The sequence below is a fragment of the Streptomyces sp. MNU89 genome (genome assembly GCF_020982505.1).
In the GTDB taxonomy this organism is placed as follows: Bacteria; Actinomycetota; Actinomycetes; order Streptomycetales; family Streptomycetaceae; genus Streptomyces; species Streptomyces xinghaiensis.
The window spans coordinates 941,804-958,527 of the sequence record NZ_JAJKLL010000001.1 but is presented as its reverse complement, the minus strand read 5'-3'; the positions used below and the strand labels follow the sequence as shown (position 1 = coordinate 958,527).

Annotated in this window: 11 protein-coding genes and 4 pseudogenes; 8 read left to right on the top strand and 7 right to left on the bottom strand. The window is 72.6% G+C overall.

What is annotated here, in order from left to right; all coding sequences use genetic code 11:
* Positions 1–8 precede the first annotated feature (8 nt).
* Positions 9–191 (bottom strand): annotated as a pseudogene (locus E4N63_RS04165) (transposase family protein); the annotation flags it as partial.
* Positions 192–370: 179 nt separating this feature from the next.
* A pseudogene (locus tag E4N63_RS04160) lies at positions 371–1,177 on the bottom strand (methyltransferase); the annotation flags it as partial.
* 304 nt (positions 1,178–1,481) lie between these two features.
* Between E4N63_RS04160 and E4N63_RS30935 the strand changes: the two are divergent.
* Positions 1,482–2,510 (top strand): annotated as a pseudogene (locus E4N63_RS30935) (helix-turn-helix domain-containing protein); the annotation flags it as partial.
* Between the two features lie 138 nt (positions 2,511–2,648).
* Here the strand turns inward: E4N63_RS30935 and E4N63_RS04150 are convergent.
* Positions 2,649–3,662 carry a LacI family DNA-binding transcriptional regulator gene (locus E4N63_RS04150; protein ID WP_125621514.1) on the bottom strand — a complete coding sequence of 338 codons (1,014 nt, stop codon included), beginning with the start codon at positions 3,660–3,662 and terminating at the stop codon, positions 2,649–2,651.
* 573 nt (positions 3,663–4,235) lie between these two features.
* On the opposite strand from E4N63_RS04150, the gene E4N63_RS04145 reads away from it, so the two are divergent.
* From E4N63_RS04145 to E4N63_RS04130, 4 genes are all read left to right on the top strand, one after another.
* Positions 4,236–5,549 (top strand): extracellular solute-binding protein, encoded by a 1,314-nt coding sequence (locus tag E4N63_RS04145; RefSeq protein WP_230239921.1) that lies wholly within the window; start codon positions 4,236–4,238, stop codon positions 5,547–5,549.
* Entirely contained in the window at positions 5,546–6,448 is a 903-nt protein-coding gene (locus E4N63_RS04140; protein WP_125621510.1) for a carbohydrate ABC transporter permease, read from the top strand. The genes E4N63_RS04145 and E4N63_RS04140 overlap by 4 nt, the downstream gene beginning before the upstream one ends.
* Position 6,449: 1 nt before the next feature.
* Entirely contained in the window at positions 6,450–7,346 is an 897-nt protein-coding gene (locus E4N63_RS04135) for a carbohydrate ABC transporter permease (protein ID WP_125621508.1), read from the top strand.
* 205 nt (positions 7,347–7,551) lie between these two features.
* Positions 7,552–9,852 carry a beta-glucosidase gene (locus E4N63_RS04130; RefSeq protein WP_374112678.1) on the top strand — a complete coding sequence of 767 codons (2,301 nt, stop codon included), beginning with the start codon at positions 7,552–7,554 and terminating at the stop codon, positions 9,850–9,852.
* 90 nt (positions 9,853–9,942) lie between these two features.
* On the opposite strand, the gene E4N63_RS04125 is transcribed toward E4N63_RS04130, so the two are convergent.
* Complete coding sequence (locus E4N63_RS04125) at positions 9,943–11,130, bottom strand: fumarylacetoacetate hydrolase family protein (RefSeq protein WP_230239920.1); 1,188 nt, start codon at positions 11,128–11,130, stop codon at positions 9,943–9,945.
* Positions 11,131–11,216: 86 nt separating this feature from the next.
* Positions 11,217–12,953: an IlvD/Edd family dehydratase gene (locus E4N63_RS04120; protein WP_230239919.1), complete on the bottom strand. Its 1,737-nt coding sequence runs from the start codon at positions 12,951–12,953 to the stop codon at positions 11,217–11,219.
* A gap of 129 nt (positions 12,954–13,082) precedes the next feature.
* Here E4N63_RS04120 and E4N63_RS04115 point away from each other — a divergent pair, with 129 nt between their 5' ends.
* Together E4N63_RS04115 and E4N63_RS04110 are read left to right on the top strand one after the other, a co-directional pair.
* Positions 13,083–13,829, top strand: coding sequence for a FadR/GntR family transcriptional regulator (locus E4N63_RS04115; RefSeq protein WP_043462478.1), 747 nt, complete (start codon positions 13,083–13,085; stop codon positions 13,827–13,829).
* Between the two features lie 144 nt (positions 13,830–13,973).
* Positions 13,974–15,197, top strand: coding sequence for a metallophosphoesterase (locus E4N63_RS04110; protein WP_230239918.1), 1,224 nt, complete (start codon positions 13,974–13,976; stop codon positions 15,195–15,197).
* Positions 15,198–15,507: 310 nt separating this feature from the next.
* Here E4N63_RS04110 and E4N63_RS30930 read toward each other — a convergent pair whose 3' ends face one another.
* Together E4N63_RS30930 and E4N63_RS30925 are read right to left on the bottom strand one after the other, a co-directional pair.
* Positions 15,508–15,693, bottom strand: coding sequence for a ricin-type beta-trefoil lectin domain protein (locus E4N63_RS30930; protein ID WP_374112677.1), 186 nt, complete (start codon positions 15,691–15,693; stop codon positions 15,508–15,510).
* A 68-nt stretch (positions 15,694–15,761) separates the two neighbouring features.
* Positions 15,762–15,989: pseudogene (locus tag E4N63_RS30925) on the bottom strand (RICIN domain-containing protein); the annotation flags it as partial.
* On the opposite strand from E4N63_RS30925, the gene E4N63_RS04100 reads away from it, so the two are divergent.
* Entirely contained in the window at positions 15,931–16,236 is a 306-nt protein-coding gene (locus tag E4N63_RS04100) for a hypothetical protein (RefSeq protein ID WP_125621498.1), read from the top strand. The pseudogene E4N63_RS30925 and the gene E4N63_RS04100 sit on opposite strands and share 59 nt — an antisense overlap.
* The last annotated feature ends 488 nt before the right edge of the window (positions 16,237–16,724 follow it).

Sequence of the window (16,724 nt, the reverse complement as noted above, 5' to 3'; positions counted from 1 at the left end):
TTCCATCCTCAGTCTGAGCTGGCCAGATGGAGGGTGAGGACAGTTTGGACGAGGCTTGTGATCGGGGTCGTCGAGCAGCGGAGTTTGTGTAGGAGCCGCCAGGACTTGAGGGTGGCGATGGCTGGTTCGACCAGTGCCCGGACCTTCGCATGGGACCGGTTGACGGCCTGCTGACCGGCGGAGAGGCGGTCCTCTTCGGCACATTGCCCAGTTCCTGCCTTGCGCAGGCACTCAACATGGAGATCCGGATCACGGTCGACGGGGCCTTCACAGAAGAGCTCTGGTAGCTTCGTGGGCCAAGCGGCAACACGCGAGAACTGTCCGCAGAAGCCATGTCCGCCCGGGTGACGAAGTCAGGCTTGCCGATCTCGCCGACGAGCATCTCGACGACCAGCGCCCGCCCGCCCTCGTGCACGGCGGACCGGCAGTTCCTCAGGATGGTGACGCACTGGTCGTCGTCCCAGTCGTGCAGGACCGTCTTCAGGAGGTAGAGGTCCGCGGGGGGAACCTCGCTGAAGAAATCGCCCGCCGCGGTGGAGAAGCGGTCCGCCAGGCCGCGCCTCCCGGCCTCGCGGCGGGCGCCCTCGACGGCGTGGGGAAGGTCGAGGACCTGCTCGTGCAGCCGGGGGTCCGCCTCCATCAGCGCCAGGACGAAATGGCCGTCCGCGCCGCCGACATCGACCACGGTGGACACGCCGGCGGTGTCGAGCGCGGCCACCGCGCCCTGCGTCACCAGGGCGGACAGGTCCCCCATCGACCGGGCGAAGAGCGCTGCCTCCCCGGCGTTCTCCGGCCGCGTGCAGTACTCCCTGATCTCCGCTCCCAGCGCTTTCTCCGCCTGGTTGCTCCCTCGCCGCACCGCCTCGGGGAAGTGCGCCAGGGACGTCCAGTGCGCATGTCCGGTCTGGACCAGCACCAGGGAGCGCAGGGAACCCGGTACGTCCGCACGGAGCGCCCGGCCCGGCGCGGTGAGGCCGAAACGGCGATCGCCCTCGTGGCTCAGGAGTCCGAGCGAGGAGGCCGCACGCATCAGGCGGAAGGTGGCCCGGGGATGACTGCCCGCGCGCTCCGCCACCTCTTCGGCCGTCAGCGGGCCCTCCGCAAGGTGATCGGCGATGCGCAACTCGGCCAGCGCGCGGAGGGTCTGCGCCACGACGCCGCCGGTGAGCAGCTCCATGACGGCGGCGGCGTCCGCCGCGGGATCGTTCGGTGCGTCGGCGGTGCCGGGCGTCATGTCGGTCAAGGCAACCGACTCCTTTCACGTGTCACACGTCCGGGGCAGGCCGGAGGGGTGGCGGGGCAACAAGGGGAAGACCCGGGGCACGGCGGGGCGGCGCCCCGATGGGGGCACGGCGTGGACCCGAGCTGCGCATGCGCCGGCTTCGGACGCCACACGCCCCGGCCTCCGTGTCCCCTGCCGGGATCGGCTTCTCCGTGCACCTTAGGAAGATCCGTACGGTGCGCGCTTGTATCTCAGGGACATGCTGATGGAACATCAGCGTCATGGAATGACAGAGAAGTTGCGTCGGCAGGCGATGAGCGGCACGGGGACGGGGAGTACCGGGCCGGCGGCCGCCGTCCGCAGCAGGACCTTCGCGGTGGACGTCACGGCCCCGGGCACCCCGCAAGAGGGTATCGGCGCCTTCCGCCGCGCGTGGCGTGCACAGGTCGGTGCCGCGTTCCCGCTGCCTTCCTTCGCTCCGGGTGCGTCGGGTGGCTTCCGGGTCAGGGTGCGGGCGTCCAGAGTCCACGACGCGGTGATCGCGGACCTCTACAGCGAGTCGTTCGCCGGCCGTACGCAGGGGGTCCGGAGCCACGTCGAGGACCGGGTGCTGGTCCATGTGGTGCGGCGCGGCACGTGGCGCTTCGGCGGGCCGCACGACGGCGGCGGCGGAGCCACCGTGGGGGCCGGGCAGTTCATCGTCCGGCACAACGGTCCGCCGTCGCGGTTCGAGGTCCAGCCGGGCACGAGGGCGGATGTGCTGATCCTGCCCGCCTCACTCCTCGGGCCGGTGCCGGCCGGCCATCAGGTGCTGGGACCGTCGGACTCGGCCGAGATGCGGGTGCTCATGGCCCAGGCGAACATGACCGCCGCCACGCTGGAGGACCTCTCCCCGGCCGGCCTACGGGCCGCCCGCAACGCCCTGGTCGAGCTGGTCAGGGGTGTGCTGCGGCGGGAGCTCGACGGCGACGAGCCCCATCCGGCTCGGGCGGTGGCGCAGGCGGCGAAGGACATCGTGGACAGCCGCCTCACCGACCCTGATCTCTCCCCTTCGATGCTGGCCCGTGAGCTCAGCATCCCGGTACGGACGCTGCACCGGGTGTTCGCCGCGGCCGGGGAGTCCGTGGGCGCCTACATCCGCCGCCGCCGGCTGGAGCAGGCCCGTCTCCGGCTCCTGGCCGCGCCGCGCGGCCGGCTGAGCGTTTCGGAACTCGCCGCCTACTGGCAGTTCGCGGACAGCAGTCACTTCATCCGTGCCTTCAAGCAGCAGTACGGCCGGACACCCGCCCAGTACGCCCGGGCCCACGACTGCCACCGCGGTGAGGGCAGTGAGGCAGTGACGGCGGCCACTCGGCGCACCCCCCTGCCCCGGACCGGCCCTGATACGGGGACGGCCGGTCACACCGCGCGTTCCGCAGCCAGCCCTCTACCGCCCCCGGGGCGGCGCCGTGGAGGCGCGTACCACGAGTTCGGTGGCGAGTTCGACGTGGTGGGACTCGGCCTTCTCACCGCCTGCCAGCCGGAGGGCGGTGCGCAGGGCGGCACCGCCCATCTCCCGCAGCGGCTGGCGCACGGTGGTCAGCGGTGGTGAGGCCATCCGGGCGAGGCTGGTGTCGTCGAAGCCGACCACGCTCAGGTCCTCGGGGATGCGCAGGCCCCGGGCGCGGGCGGCCTCGATCACGCCCAGGGCGATCTCGTCGTTGCCCGCGAAGATCGCCGTCGGCCGCTCGTCCAGGCCCAGGAGCTCCGTGGCGCCGAGCAACCCGGTCTCGTAGGTGAATTCTCCGGGCCGGACGTAGGCCTCGGGCACCTGTGCGCCTTCCGCCTCCACCGCGGCGCGGTAGCCGTGCATGCGTGCCTGGTTGCACACGGCCATGGCGGGTCCGCCGAGATAGGCGATGCGGCGGTGGCCGAGGGAGAGCAGGTACCGGGTCGCGGCCAGGCCGCCCGCGAAGTTGGTCGCCCCGACGCTGTGGACCCGGCTGTCCGGCAGGTGCAGCGGGTCGAGCACGACCAGCGGCAGCCCGGACCGGGCCAGTTCGTTCAGATGCGCCGCGGTGTACACGCTGGTGACCGCGATGACGGCGCGGCGCCCGGCGGAGACCAGGTCCCGGGCCCAGTGCGGGGCGCTGGACGCCTTGCTGACCACCACCGAGGCCCCCAGTTCGGCCGCGGCGTCGACGATGCCCTCCAGGGTCTCGGCCACGTACGACTTGAGGCCCCCCTTGAACTGCACCTCGATGGTCGGGCTCTCGACGGCCTCGGTGTGACGGAACACGGGCGCGAGGTAGTCGTGCTGGTGGAGCAGTTCCTGCACCCGGGTGCGGGTGTGCGGCGCCACGTCACCGCGGCCGTTGACCACCTTGGACACGGTCGCGACGGAGACCCCGGCCGCCTGGGCGATGTCCGCCAGCGTGGTGCGCCTGCCGTTCGCTCGCATCGGTTCCTCTCAGCTGTACGTCCACCGGTGTGGTGAGCCGCCGGTCGGGACGGCGGCGCAGGTGGAGCCGGTCAACCGTACGGCAATCCGGCGCCGCGCTCGTCCGGGGAGGCGCCAACCGGCCCTTCGCCTCGACGCCTCCCCCGATCCGCGTGAGCTGTGGGCGATCGCGGGGGAACGCGACCCGATCACCGTGCAGCACGCCGTCCCGGCCACGTGCGCCCGCGCCCGGCTCCAGGGGCGGCACCCCGGCGCGCCGGGCCGGTTGCCGGGCGGTCCGGCCCGGCAGCCCGAACGGCGGCGGACCTGCACCGAGGCCGGTGGACCGGCCGGCCACGGCACTCCCCGACGCGGTTCATTTCGAAACAGTTTCGGTCCCTGTCAAGACCCTCAGAGCCCTCCTCCACCTGATGTTATGCAGCGACTTGCCGCGCGACAACGTGCCCGCACGTACCTTGACAGTCGCTCGACCCGAAACCTAATTTGCACGGACAGGGCTCAGAGAAGGCTGTTTCGAAAACCTTTCACCATGACTCACGAGAAGCCGGCGGCTCTCGAGTACGGAGAAAAGACATGGCGCTCTCCCGACGTACCCTCCTCGCCCTGGCCGCCGGCGTGCCGGTCTCCGCGGCGCTGACGGCCTGCGGCGGCTCGTCCGGGCCCGGCCGGAGCGGTGGCGGGGCCACGTACTGGTACCTGAACGGCCAGCCGCAGGAAACGGCCAGAGCCGGCGCGGTGGACGCGTTCAACAAGGCCCACCCCGACGGGCAGATCAAGGACACCACCTTCCAGAACGACGCGTACAAGACGAAGATCAAGACCGCCATCGGTTCCGGGCAGGCGCCCACCATCATTTGGGGCTGGGGCGGCGGGACCCTGCGCACCTACGCGGAGGCGGGCCAGGTCGAGGACCTCACCTCGTTCTTCGAGGAGCACTCCGACGTCAAGGAGGGGCTGTTCCCGTCCTCGTTCGGCGCGGCGACGGTCGACGGCAAGATCTACGCGATGCCGTGCGAGACCGTGCAGCCGATCATCCTCTACTACAACAGGAAGGTCTTCGACCAGGTCGGCGTGGAACCGCCGGAGTCCTGGGACGACATCATGGCGCTGGTGCCCAAGTTCAACGCGAAGGGCATAGCACCGTTCTCCCTCGGTGGTCAGTCCCGGTGGACGAGCATGATGTGGCTGGAGTTCCTGTTCGACCGCATCGGCGGCTCCGAGGTCTTCCAGGCCGTCATCGAGGGCGAGAAGGACGCCTGGTCCCACCCTGACGCCATCAAGGCGCTGACCAAGGCGCAGGAGCTGGTCGAGGCCGACGGGTTCATCAAGGGCTTCTCCTCGATCACCGCGGACTCCAACGCCGACCAGGCACTGCTGTACACCGGCAAGGCCGCGATGATGCTGCACGGCGCCTGGTCGTACGGCATCCAGCAGACCGACGGCGGGGACTTCGTCTCCGGCGGCGGCCTGGGCTACATGACCTTCCCGCCCGTCGAGGGCGGCAAGGGCGATCCGAGTAACACGGTCGGCAACCCCGCCCAGTACCTGTCCATCTCCTCGAAGGCGAGCGCGGAGCAGAAGAAGATCGCCAAGGACTTCTTCGCCACCGGCGTCCTCCAGGAGGCCGAGGTGAAGCAGTGGATCGACAACGGGTCGGTCCCGATCCGACTGGGCACGGAGAAGCTGCTGGCCGCCTCCGAGAGCGCCGACTTCCTGCGGTTCACCTACGACATCGCCAGCAAGGCCGAGGTGTTCGTCCAGTCCTGGGACCAGGCGCTCAGCCCGACGGCCGCCGAGACCCTGCTGGACAACATCGTCAAGTTGTTCCAGCTGTCCATCTCCCCCGAGCAGTTCGCCCGCAACCTCAACGCGGTCATCGGGAAATGAGCGCGCTCACCGGCCACCCGCCACGTCGCGAACCGCGCAGCATCCTGCCGTGGCTGGCGACGCCGGCGCTGGTGGTCTTCGTCGGCTTCGCCGTGATTCCGCTCGTCGGTGTCTTGGCGCTGAGCTTCACCACGTGGGACGGGATCGGCACCATCCGCCCGTCGGGGCTGACCAGCTGGCGCGCGGTGCTCACCGACCCCGGACTCCCGCACGCCCTCTGGGTGACGTTCGCGGTGATGGCCCTGTCCTGGGCCGTCCAGACGCCGCTGAGCATCCTGCTCGGCGCCTTCCTGGCGGGCCGGCAGCGCTACCGTGCGGTGCTGGGCGTGGTGTACTTCGTCCCCCTGATGCTCAGCTCCGCGGCCATCGCGATCGCGTACAAGGCCCTGCTGGACCCCAACTTCGGGCTCGGCGCCGGGCTGGGGATCCCGCTGCTCAGCCAGGACTGGCTGGGGCGCCCCGGGCTCGCCTTCGGGGTCGTCGTCTTCGTCGTCTCCTGGCAGTTCATCCCGTTCCACACCTTGATCTACCAGGGTGGTGTCCAGCAGATCCCGAAGTCCCTGTACGAGGCGGCGCAGCTGGACGGGGCCGGACGGATCCGGCAGTTCTTCGGCATCACGCTGCCCCAGCTGAAGTACACCATCATCACCTCGTCCACGCTGATGGTGGTCGGGTCGCTGACCTTCTTCGACCTCATCTTCGTCCTGACCGCGGGCGGCCCCGGCGACGCCACCCGGGTCCTCGCCCTGGACATGTACAAGCGGGGCTTCCAGGCCAGCCTGATGGGACCGGCCAGCGCCATCGCGGTCATCCTCGTCCTGGTGGGCCTGGCCCTCGCCCTGCTGCTGCGCCGGCTCGGGGGCCGGGACGCCGGCGCGAGCCAACTCGAGGGGGCCTGACGTGACCACCACGCTGACCAAGCCGCGACGACCGCAGAAGGCCGCGCACCGCGAGCGGCAGCACCGTTCCCCGCAGCCCGCCCGCCGGCGCAACTGGGCCGGCGGGCTGGCCGGATGGCTCTGGCTCGCCGTCGTCGCCGTACCCCTGTACTGGACCCTCATCACCAGCCTCAAGGCCCAGAGCAACTACTACGCGAGCAACCCGCTGGTGCCCACGGGCAGCCCCACCCTGGACAACTACCGGCTGGTCATCGAGTCCGACTTCCTCCGGTACTTCGTGAACAGCGTCGTGGTCACCGCCGGCGCCGTGGTACCGGCGGTCGCGTTCTCCTTCATGGCCGCCTACGCGATCGTGCGTGGCTGGCGCATGCGGTTCCTGCGGGCGATGAACGGGCTGTTCCTCATGGGCCTGGCCATCCCGCTGCAGGCGACGGTGATCCCGGTCTACCTGATCATCATCAGGCTGAACCTGTACGACAGCCTGCCGGCGCTGATCCTCCCGTCGATCGCCTTCGCCATTCCGCTGTCCGTGCTGGTGCTCGCCAATTTCATCCGCGACGTGCCCAAGGAGCTCTTCGACTCGATGCGGGTCGACGGCGCCACCGAGTGGGCGACGCTGTGGCGGCTGGCGGCACCGCTGACCCGGCCGGCCATCCTCACCGTGACCATCTTCAACGCGCTGACCATCTGGAACGGATTCCTGCTGCCGCTGGTCCTCACGCAGAGCCCGGACCTGCGGACCCTGCCGCTGGCGCTGTGGACCTTCCAGGGCCAGTACGGGGTCAACGTCCCCGCCGTGCTCGCCGCCGTCGTCCTCACCACCCTGCCCGTCCTGGTCCTGTACGCGTTCGGCCGCCGCCAGCTGCTCAGCGGCCTGACCGCCGGATTCAGCCGCTGACCGGCGGCGACGCCGCCGCCTGGAGACGCCGCACCCCGCCCTGACCTGCTCGTCGAACCGTCCGCCCGTCGCTCCCTGCACGGGGGCCCGAGGGGCGTAGGAGGAAAGTGAACGCCAGCGTGGCCTCGGATACCGCCCCCGGTACCCCCTCTGGAACGACCCCGCCGTCCCCGTCACCGCGCGGGTCGACGCCCTGATCGGCGCGATGACCCTTGAGGAGAAGACCGCCCAGCTGTACGGAGTGTGGGTGGGCGCCTCCGATCAGGGCGGTGAGGTGGCCCCCCATCAGCACGACATGGAGGAACCCGTCGATCTCGACGCGCTCCTGCCCGCCGGGCTGGGCCAGTTGACCCGCCCCTTCGGCACCGTCCCGGTCGACCCCGCCCTGGGCGCGCTCTCACTGGCCCGCACCCAGGCCCGCATCGCCGCCACGAACCGGTTCGGCATCCCCGCTCTCGCGCACGACGAGTGCCTGGCCGGCTTCGCCGCCTGGCGGGCGACGGCCTACCCCGTCCCGCTGTCCTGGGGCGCCACCTTCGACCCGGACACGGTGCGGCGCATGGCCGCCGCCATCGGCCGCGACATGCGCGCCGTCGGCGTCCACCAGGGGCTCGCGCCCGTCCTGGACGTGGTGCGCGACGCCCGCTGGGGCCGGGTCGAGGAGACCATCGGCGAGGACCCGTACCTCGTCGGCACCATCGGGACGGCCTATGTGCGGGGCATCGAGTCCGCGGGAATCGTCGCCACCCTCAAGCATTTCGCCGGCTACTCGGCCTCCCGCGCCGGCCGCAACCTCGCCCCCTCCTCCGTGGGCCCGCGGGAGCGCGCCGACGTGCTGCTGCCGCCCTTCGAGATGGCGATCCGCGAGGGCGGCGCCCGGTCGGTGATGAACGCCTACACCGACACCGACGGGATACCCTCCGCGGCCGACGAGGAACTGCTCACCGGGCTGCTCCGCGACACCTGGGGCTTCGAGGGCACCGTCGTCGCCGACTACTTCGCCGTCGCCTTCCTGAAGACCCTGCACGGCGTCGCGGGCGACTGGGCCGGCGCCGCCGGCTCGGCGCTGCGCGCGGGCATCGACGTCGAGCTGCCCAACGTCAAGACCTACGGCGCGCCCCTGGCCGAGGCCGTGGCCGACGGCCGGGTACCGGAGGCGCTGGTCGACCGCGCCCTGCGCCGGGTCCTGACCCAGAAGGCGGAGCTGGGCCTGCTCGACCCGGACTGGGACCCCCTGCCGGCCGCGCTCGGCGGGGCCGGCCTGGATGATCCGGGCACCCTGGACGATCCGGACGCCCTGCGCGGCCGGATCGACCTCGACGGCCCGGAGAACCGCGCGCTGGCCCGCACACTCGCCGAGGAAGCCGTCGTGCTGCTGAGCAACGACGGCACCCTGCCGCTCGCCGGGCCGCGCCGCATCGCCCTGCTCGGCCCCAACGCCGACGAACCCACCGCCGTGCTGGGCTGCTACTCCTTCCCCCAGCACATCGGCGTCCGGCACCCCGGGACCCCGCTCGGCATCGAGCTGCCCACGCTGCGCGACACGCTCGCCGCCGAGTTCCCGGACGCCGAGATCACGGTCGCCCGCGGCACCGGGATCGACGACGGGGATCTGTCCGGCATCGAGGAGGCCGCCCGGGTGGCAGGCGAGGCCGACCTCGCTTTGGTGGTGCTCGGCGACCGCGCCGGTCTCTTCGGGCGGGGCACCAGCGGCGAGGGCTGCGACGTCGAGACGCTGGAGCTGCCCGGCGCGCAGCAGCATCTGCTCGACACCCTGCTCGACCTGGAGACTCCCGTGGTCACCGTGTTGCTCGCGGGACGGCCGTACGCCCTCGGCCGCGCCGTGACGGAGTCCGCCGCGATCGTGCAGTCCTTCTTCCCGGGCGAGGAGGGGACGCACGCGATCGCCGGGGTGCTCAGCGGCCGGGTCAATCCCTCGGGGCGTCTCCCGGTGAGCGTGGCGCGCGGGCCGGGCTCCCAGCCGGCCACCTACCTCGGGGCGCGGCTCGCCCACGCCAGCGAGGTGTCCAGCCTCGACCCGACCCCCGCGTTCGCCTTCGGTCACGGCCTGTCCTACACGCGGTTCGACTGGGCCGATCTGACCGTGGACGCCCAGGAGGCCCCGACGGACGGCGAGTTCACCCTCTCCTTCACCGTCCGCAACACCGGCGAGCGGTCCGGGACCGAGGTCGTCCAGCTCTATCTGCACGACCCGGTGGCCTCCGTCGTCCAGCCGGTGCAGCGCCTCGTCGGCTACACCCGGGTCGCGCTGGAGCCGGGCGAGGCCCGGCGCCTCCGGGCCACGGTCCCCGCCGACGTCGCCTCCTTCACCGGGCGCGACGGCCGGCGCGTCGTCGAACCGGGCGAGCTGGAACTGCGCCTGGCCGCCTCCAGCGCGGAGCCGCGCCTGACGGCCGGGGTCACGCTGACCGGAGCCGAGCGCCATGTGGACCACACCCGGCGCTTGCACGCCGCGATCGGGCAGGAGCCGGCCGCCCGGGCATGAACCGGGAGTGTGCGGCGCCGCCGGAGTAGCGGCGGCGCCGCACACGGGGCCCGCGGGGCCGGGCCCCTGGTGGTCTCCGGGCCGTTCGTCTCACAGCAGCCCGCGCCGGGCGAGGTTGCGCATCAGCGCTCCGACGCCGAACGTCCACGGCGCGGCCTGTTCGCTGGGGACGACGGTGTTGACCAGGGCGCCGAGGCGCGGGCTGGAGATCCGCACGAGGTCGCCGTACTCGTGGGTGAAGCCCGCGCCGGGCGTCTTCCGGTCCTCGGTGGGGGCGAAGAGCGTGCCGGTGAACAGCACGAAGCCGTCCGGGTACTGGTGGTGCGGACCGTGCGTGGCGGCCACCAGGTCCAGGACGTCGCGGCTGATCTCGCGCAGGGAGCTGCTGCCGTGCAGGACGTAGCCGTCCGGGCCGTCGATCCGCAGGTCGATGTCGAGCCCGCGTACGGCGTCGAGGCCGAAGTCCTCGTCGAAGAGGCGGATGAACGGGCCGATCGCGCAGGAGGCGTTGTTGTCCTTCGCGCGGGACAGCAGCAGGGCGCTGCGTCCCTCGATGTCGCGGAGGTTGACGTCGTTGCCGAGCGTCGCGCCGCGTACCCGGCCGCGCGAGTCCACGACGAGCACGGCCTCGGGCTCGGGGTTGTTCCACACCGAGGCGGAGAGCACGCCGATGTCGGCGCCGGTGCCGACCGCGGACAGCACCGGGGCCTTGGTGAACACCTCCGGGTCCGGCCCGATCCCGACCTCCAGGTACTGCGACCACAGCCCTTCGGCGAGGAGCAGTTCCTTGGCCCGGTCCGCCTCCGGCGACCCGGGGCGGATGCCGTCGAGCGCGCCGCCCACCACCTGCCCGACGCGGGCCCGCACCCGCTCGGCCTGCGCCGGATCGCCGCCCGTGCGCTCCTCGATGACGCGTTCCAGCAGACTCCGGGCGAAGGTGACCCCCGCGGCCTTGATCACCTGCAGGTCGACGGGGGCGAGCAGATGCGGGACGTCACGGCGGCCGGGCGGTGCCTCCAGCAGTTCGTCCAGGGGCCAGACCTGCCCGCCGCCGGCCTCGCGGACGACCGCCGCCGCGTCCTCGCGCTCCATGAGGCCGGAGACGGTGGGTGCGAGGGCGGTCAGGTCGACGACGTGCTCACCGCGGACCGCGGCGACGCACGGGCCGTCACACTCCGGGTCGTGGACGCGCGCGACGAGGGCGGCCCGGCCGGCGTCCTCCGGCAGGACGGAGCCGGGGGTGAGCGCCCGGCGGGGACGCGCTGCTGCCGATTCCACGATGCTCTCCTGGCTTCGAAGGGGCGCGAGCTGACGCGAGAGGGCGCGAGGTGACGTGAAAGTGGGCGCGGTGCCCCGGGGCGGGGTCAGTGGGAGTCGCGGGGGACCTCGTGTCCCCGGCTTCCGCGCAGGAAGCCGAAGTCGGCGCCCTGGTCGGCCTGTTCCACGTGCTGGGTGTAGAGCCAGGCGTAGCCGCCGGCGTACCGCCCGGCGGGTGCCCGCCAGGCCTCCCGGCGCCGGGTGAGCTCGGCGTCGTCCACGTCCAGGCGCAGGGTGCGGTCCGGGACGTCGAGGACGACGGGGTCCCCGTCGCGCACCAGGGCGAGTGGTCCGCCGACGGCGGCCTCGGGCGCCACGTGCAGGACCACCGTCCCGTATCCGGTGCCGCTCATGCGGCCGTCGCAGACGCGCACCATGTCCGTGACGCCGGCCTTCAGCAGCTTGGCGGGGAGCGGGACGTTGGACACCTCGGGCATCCCGGGGTAGCCCCTGGGGCCGGCGTTGCGGATGACGATGACGGTGTTCTCGTCGACGTCGAGGTCCGGGTCGTCGGCCACGGCGTGGTAGGCCTCGGGGGAGTCGAAGACGCGCGCCGGGCCCCGGTGGGTGAGCAGGTGCGGGGACGCCGCGGACTGCTTGATCACGGCGCCGTCGGGGCACAGGTTGCCGCGGAGGACGGCGATACCGGTGCCGGCCGGCTGGAAGGGGGCGTCGAGGGAGGTGATGACCTCGGAGCCGACGCGCTCGGCGGTCTCGGTGTTCTCGGCGAGGGTGCGCCCGGTGACCGTGATCTGCTCGCCGTGCAGCAGCTCGCCGCCGAGCAGTTCGGCGATGACGGCGGGCAGGCCGCCCGCGTAGCAGAAGTCCTCCATGAGATACCCGCCGCTGGGCATCAGGTTGACCAGGGTCGGCACCGCCCGGACCAGCTCGTCGAAGTCCCGCAGGCCCAGCTCGACGCCGACGCGGCCGGCGATGGCGGTGAGATGGATGATGGCGTTCGTGGAGCCGCCGATGGCCGCGTTGGCCCGGATGGCGTTCTCGAACGCCTCCCGGGTGAGGATCCGCGAGGGGCGCAGCTCCTCCTCCACCATCCGCACGATGCGCTGCCCCGCCGCCTGCGCTGTCTCCATCCGCCGGGAGTCGACCGCGGGCCAGGCCGCCGAGCCCGGCAGCTGCATGCCGAGCGCCTCGGCCATGCAGGCCATCGTGGAGGCGGTCCCCATGGTCATGCAGTGGCCGTCTGAACGGGCCATGCACCCTTCCGCGAAGAAGCACTCCTCCTCGGTCATCCGCCCGGTCTTCAGGTCCTCCTCGAACTTCCACACGTGGGTGCCGGATCCCACGTCCTGGCCGCGGTACTTGCCGTTGAGCATCGGCCCGCCGGTGACCATGACGGCGGGCAGGTCGACGCTGGCGGCGCCCATGAGCATGGCGGGGGTCGTCTTGTCGCAGCCGGACAGCAGCACGACGCCGTCGAGCGGATTGGCCCGGATCAGCTCCTCGACCTCCATGGCCATGAGGTTGCGGTACAGCATGGCGGTGGGGCGCATCAGGGTCTCGCCGGTGGCCATGGTGGGGAACTGGAGGGGAAAGCCGCCCGCCTGCCACACACCGCGCTTGACGGCTTCGGCGACGCGGGTCAGATGGGCGTTGCACGGGGCGAGTTCGGAAGCGCTGGTGGCGATGCCGATGACGGGGCGCCCGTCGAACACCTCGTGCCCGAACCCCTGGTTGCGCATCCAGGAGCGGTACAGCATCCCGCTGCGGCCCTGTGCGCCGAACCACGCCTGGCTGCGGCGGCTCGTCTGCTGACCGTCGGTCATGTGGCACTCCCGTGGCTCCGGCGTACGTGGTGGCGGTCCGCTGCGCGATGGGGCGTTGCGCGATGAGGCGTTGCCGGGTGTGGGCCCGCGGGCCGTACCCTGTACCGCAATCATTAAATGATTCGATGAATGGCGTCCAGGGGGCGGGCAGAGATCGTGGAGCAGCACTTCCTGACCATGCACCAGCGCGTGGTCGACGAACTCGGGCGGCGCATCGCCGGTGGCGTGTGGGGGCCGGGAGATCCGCTGCCGGTGGAGGACGTGCTCGCGGCCGAGATCGGTGTCAGCCGGGGAGTGGTGCGGGAGGCGGTCAAGGCGCTGGTGGCCAAGGGGATGTTGCGCGTGCGTCCGCGCACCGGCACGCGCGTGCTGCCCCCGGAGCAGTGGAACCACCTGGACCGTGACGTGCTGCGCTGGCGGCAGACCGGGAACGCCACGGCCCTGCTGCGCGACACGAGTGAGCTGCGCCGGATCGTCGAGCCCGGGGCGGCGCGCCTCGCCGCCGAACGGGCCGGACCCGAGCGCGTACGAGCCCTGTACGACTCGCTGGCCGCCATGGAGGCCGCGGCGGCGGACCCCGGCCTCGGCGGCTACGTCGAGGCCGACATCGCCTTCCACCGGGCCCTGCTGGACGCCGGCGGCAACCGTCTCCTCGGCTCGCTGGGCCGCGCCGTCGGCATCGCGCTGGAGCACAGCTTCCTCGTCAGCACCCGGACCCCCGGCGCGGTGGAGGCCTCGCTGCCGCGCCACCGCGCCGTCGTGCGGGCTGTCGAGGCCCGCGATCCCGCGGCCGCGGCGGCCGCCGTCCTGGCCATCATCGAAGCCGCCGAGGAGGAGATCGCCCGCTCCCCCGGCCTGCCGGACGACCCCGTGTGACCTCCCACGGCCGCGAACCGGCAGGGCTGCGGCGGGGCAGCGACGGGCAAGGGCACGGAAGCGGCCGGCGGCAGCGCGCCGGACGGCGCCCGGGGACGGCCGGATACAGTGCGAGGGACGGCAGCCCGGCCAGGGAGGGGAAGCGTGACCGACACCAGCGACACCCGGCCCGCCGAGGAGGAGGCGCGAGCGCCGCGGTCCGGCCGGCTGCTGCACCGCCTGATGCGCTTCATACCCCTGATAGCCCCCCTCCTGCTGTGGGCCGTGCCCTGCTGGGTGCTGCTGTACGGCGGCCAGCGCTGGCCCCTGCCCGTCACGCTCTCCGGTACCGCCCTGTTCGCTCTCGGCCTCGTCGGTGTGCCGTTCGCGATGGCGCGCGGCCACGGCCGGCGCCAGCAGGACCGGGCGGCGATCATCGGTGACACCCTGCTGGGTGCCAGCTGGGTTCTGTTCACCTGGTCCGTGCTGCTCGGTGTCCTCCTGAGGCCCGCCCTGGCCGTGGCCGGCGCCGGCGACAGCCAGGACCGGGCCCGCATCGTCACCTGGGCCGTCCTCTGCACCACCGCCGTGCTGCTCGCCTGGGGGTACGCCGAGGCCCGCCGCGTGCCCCGCGTGCGCCGGCTGGACGTGCGCCTTCCGCGGCTGGGCGCGGGGCTGGACGGTCTGCGCGTCGCCCTCATCACGGACACCCACTACGGCCCCCTCGACCGCGCGCGCTGGTCGGCCCGAGTGTGCGAGAAGGTGAACGAGCTGGACGCCGACCTGGTCTGCCACACCGGCGACATCGCGGACGGCACGGCCCAGCGCCGCCGCGCCCAGGCCGCCCCCCTCGGCACGGTGCGGGCCACCCGCGCCCGGGTGTACGTCACCGGCAACCACGAGTACTACAGCGAGGCCCAGGGCTGGGTCGACCTGATGGACGAGCTGGGCTGGGAGCCACTCCGCAACCGGCACCTGCTGCTCGAACGTGGCGGCGACACCCTCGTGGTGGCCGGCGTGGACGATGTCACCGCCGAGTCCTCCGGCCTGCCGGGCCACGGCGCCCATCTCGCCGGCGCTCTGCAGGGCGCCGACCCCGAGCTGCCCGTCCTGCTCCTGGCGCACCAGCCCGCGTTCGTCGACCGGGCGGCGGCCGGCGGCGTCGACCTCCAGCTCTCCGGCCACACCCACGGCGGCCAGATCTGGCCCTTCCACCACCTGGTCCGCCTCGACCAGCCCGCCCTCGCCGGCCTCAGCCGCCACGGCGCCCGCACGCTCCTCTACACCAGCCGCGGCACCGGCTTCTGGGGCCCGCCGTTCCGCGTCTTCGCCCCCAGCGAGATCACCCTGCTCGTGCTCCGCTCCCCGCACCCGCCCGCCTGGTCGTAGCACGGAGCGGGTCCGGCACCTCCGCCGTGACGCCCGACGCGGTCATCCGGGCGCCCTGGCGCATGGGTGGCCGGCGGGTCTCGGCAGGTCCTCCCGGACGGCGATCGGTACCCGGACCGGTCAAGGCGTCGGTGCCGTCGGTGGCCCAGGCCGGTCGCGGGCGGACACCGCCCGGCGGACGCCGTGGGATCCGGCGCCCGCCGGGCGGTGGACGGTCAGCCGATGGCTGATGACCGGGGCACGAGGGTGCGCCGGTTCCGCGCACCGCGGGCACCGGGGCCGGGTCCGCGGAGTGCCCGGACCCGGTGCGTCAGCTCTCCAGGCGACAGCGCTGGTTCGCTCCGCCCGTGCAACTCCACAGCTGGATCTTCGTCCCGTTGGCGGTCGCCTGCCCGCTGGCGTCCAGGCAGAGTCCCGACTGCGCCGCTGTGATCGTGGCGTCGGCGTTGACGTTCCACTGCTGGTCCGCCTGGTTGTTGCAGTCCCAGATCGCCACAGGGCTGCCGTTGCCCGCGCCCTGGCCGCCCCCAGGCACTTGGTGCCGTAGACCATCAGCTGCCTGCCGTCGGTCCGGGTCCACCGCTGGTTGGCGCCGCCGTTGCAGTCCCACAGCTGTGCCTGCGTGCCGTTGGCCGTGGTGGAGCCGTTGATGTCGATCCAGCGTCCCGACTGCTGGCCGACGATCCGCCGGCCGCCGGAGGGCTCCTGCGGCGCGTCCGACCCGAACTGCGTGATGAACTGCCACACCGCCGCCGACGTCCAGGTGCGCCAGCCGCTGGGCAAGGCGGACATCGGCGCGCTGGTGGTGTGGAAGCGCCTGCGGGCCGACATACCGTGGGCCGCGGCGCTGATGTCGGTTCCCGACGCAGAGGTGCGGACTGTGACGGCTCAGGCCGGCGTCGGCGTGGCCCTGCACGAGCCGGCGGGATCGCCGCGCTGGCTGCTCGAACCCGCCCCCTACCGGCCCGCGCGGTACTCCGCCGCCCAGTGGCTCTTCCACGAGCAGGCCTGGCGTCAGCTCGGGCCGGACCGCTCCTGACCCCGCGGCTCCGCGGCCCCGGGCAGCGCCGCCGGACTCTGGCCACGACCGTCTCCGGCAGGGCACTTCGGATCTCCCTGCACCTGACCGGTGCGGCAGCGCCCGTCAGGACCAGCCCGCTCGTGCGGACCGGAACATGCGGGAGGACGTCGATCGCCGACCGGTCGTTGACCATGATCAGCAAGCGGTCCCGCATGCGACCCCTGTCCTTCACGGCTTCGTTGGGCAGGGCGGGACGCCGTGCCTGACCGCGTCCCGCGCCACGTGCTGACGGTCCGTGCGCCGGGTGGTGAGTGGCGAGCGGCGAGCGTGACAGAGCAGCGTGTCCCGCCCCGTCCCTGCCCGGTGCTACAGTATGAACGATCGATCTCGATCGCAGGGTTGTTACTCTCCAAGGACGCCACCGTTGTCGCCTCGCGCGACGCCACGGCGGTGTACCGCTTGAGGAGAGGCAAGGCCTGGGTAGCGCCGCGTGCGCGACCCGGGCC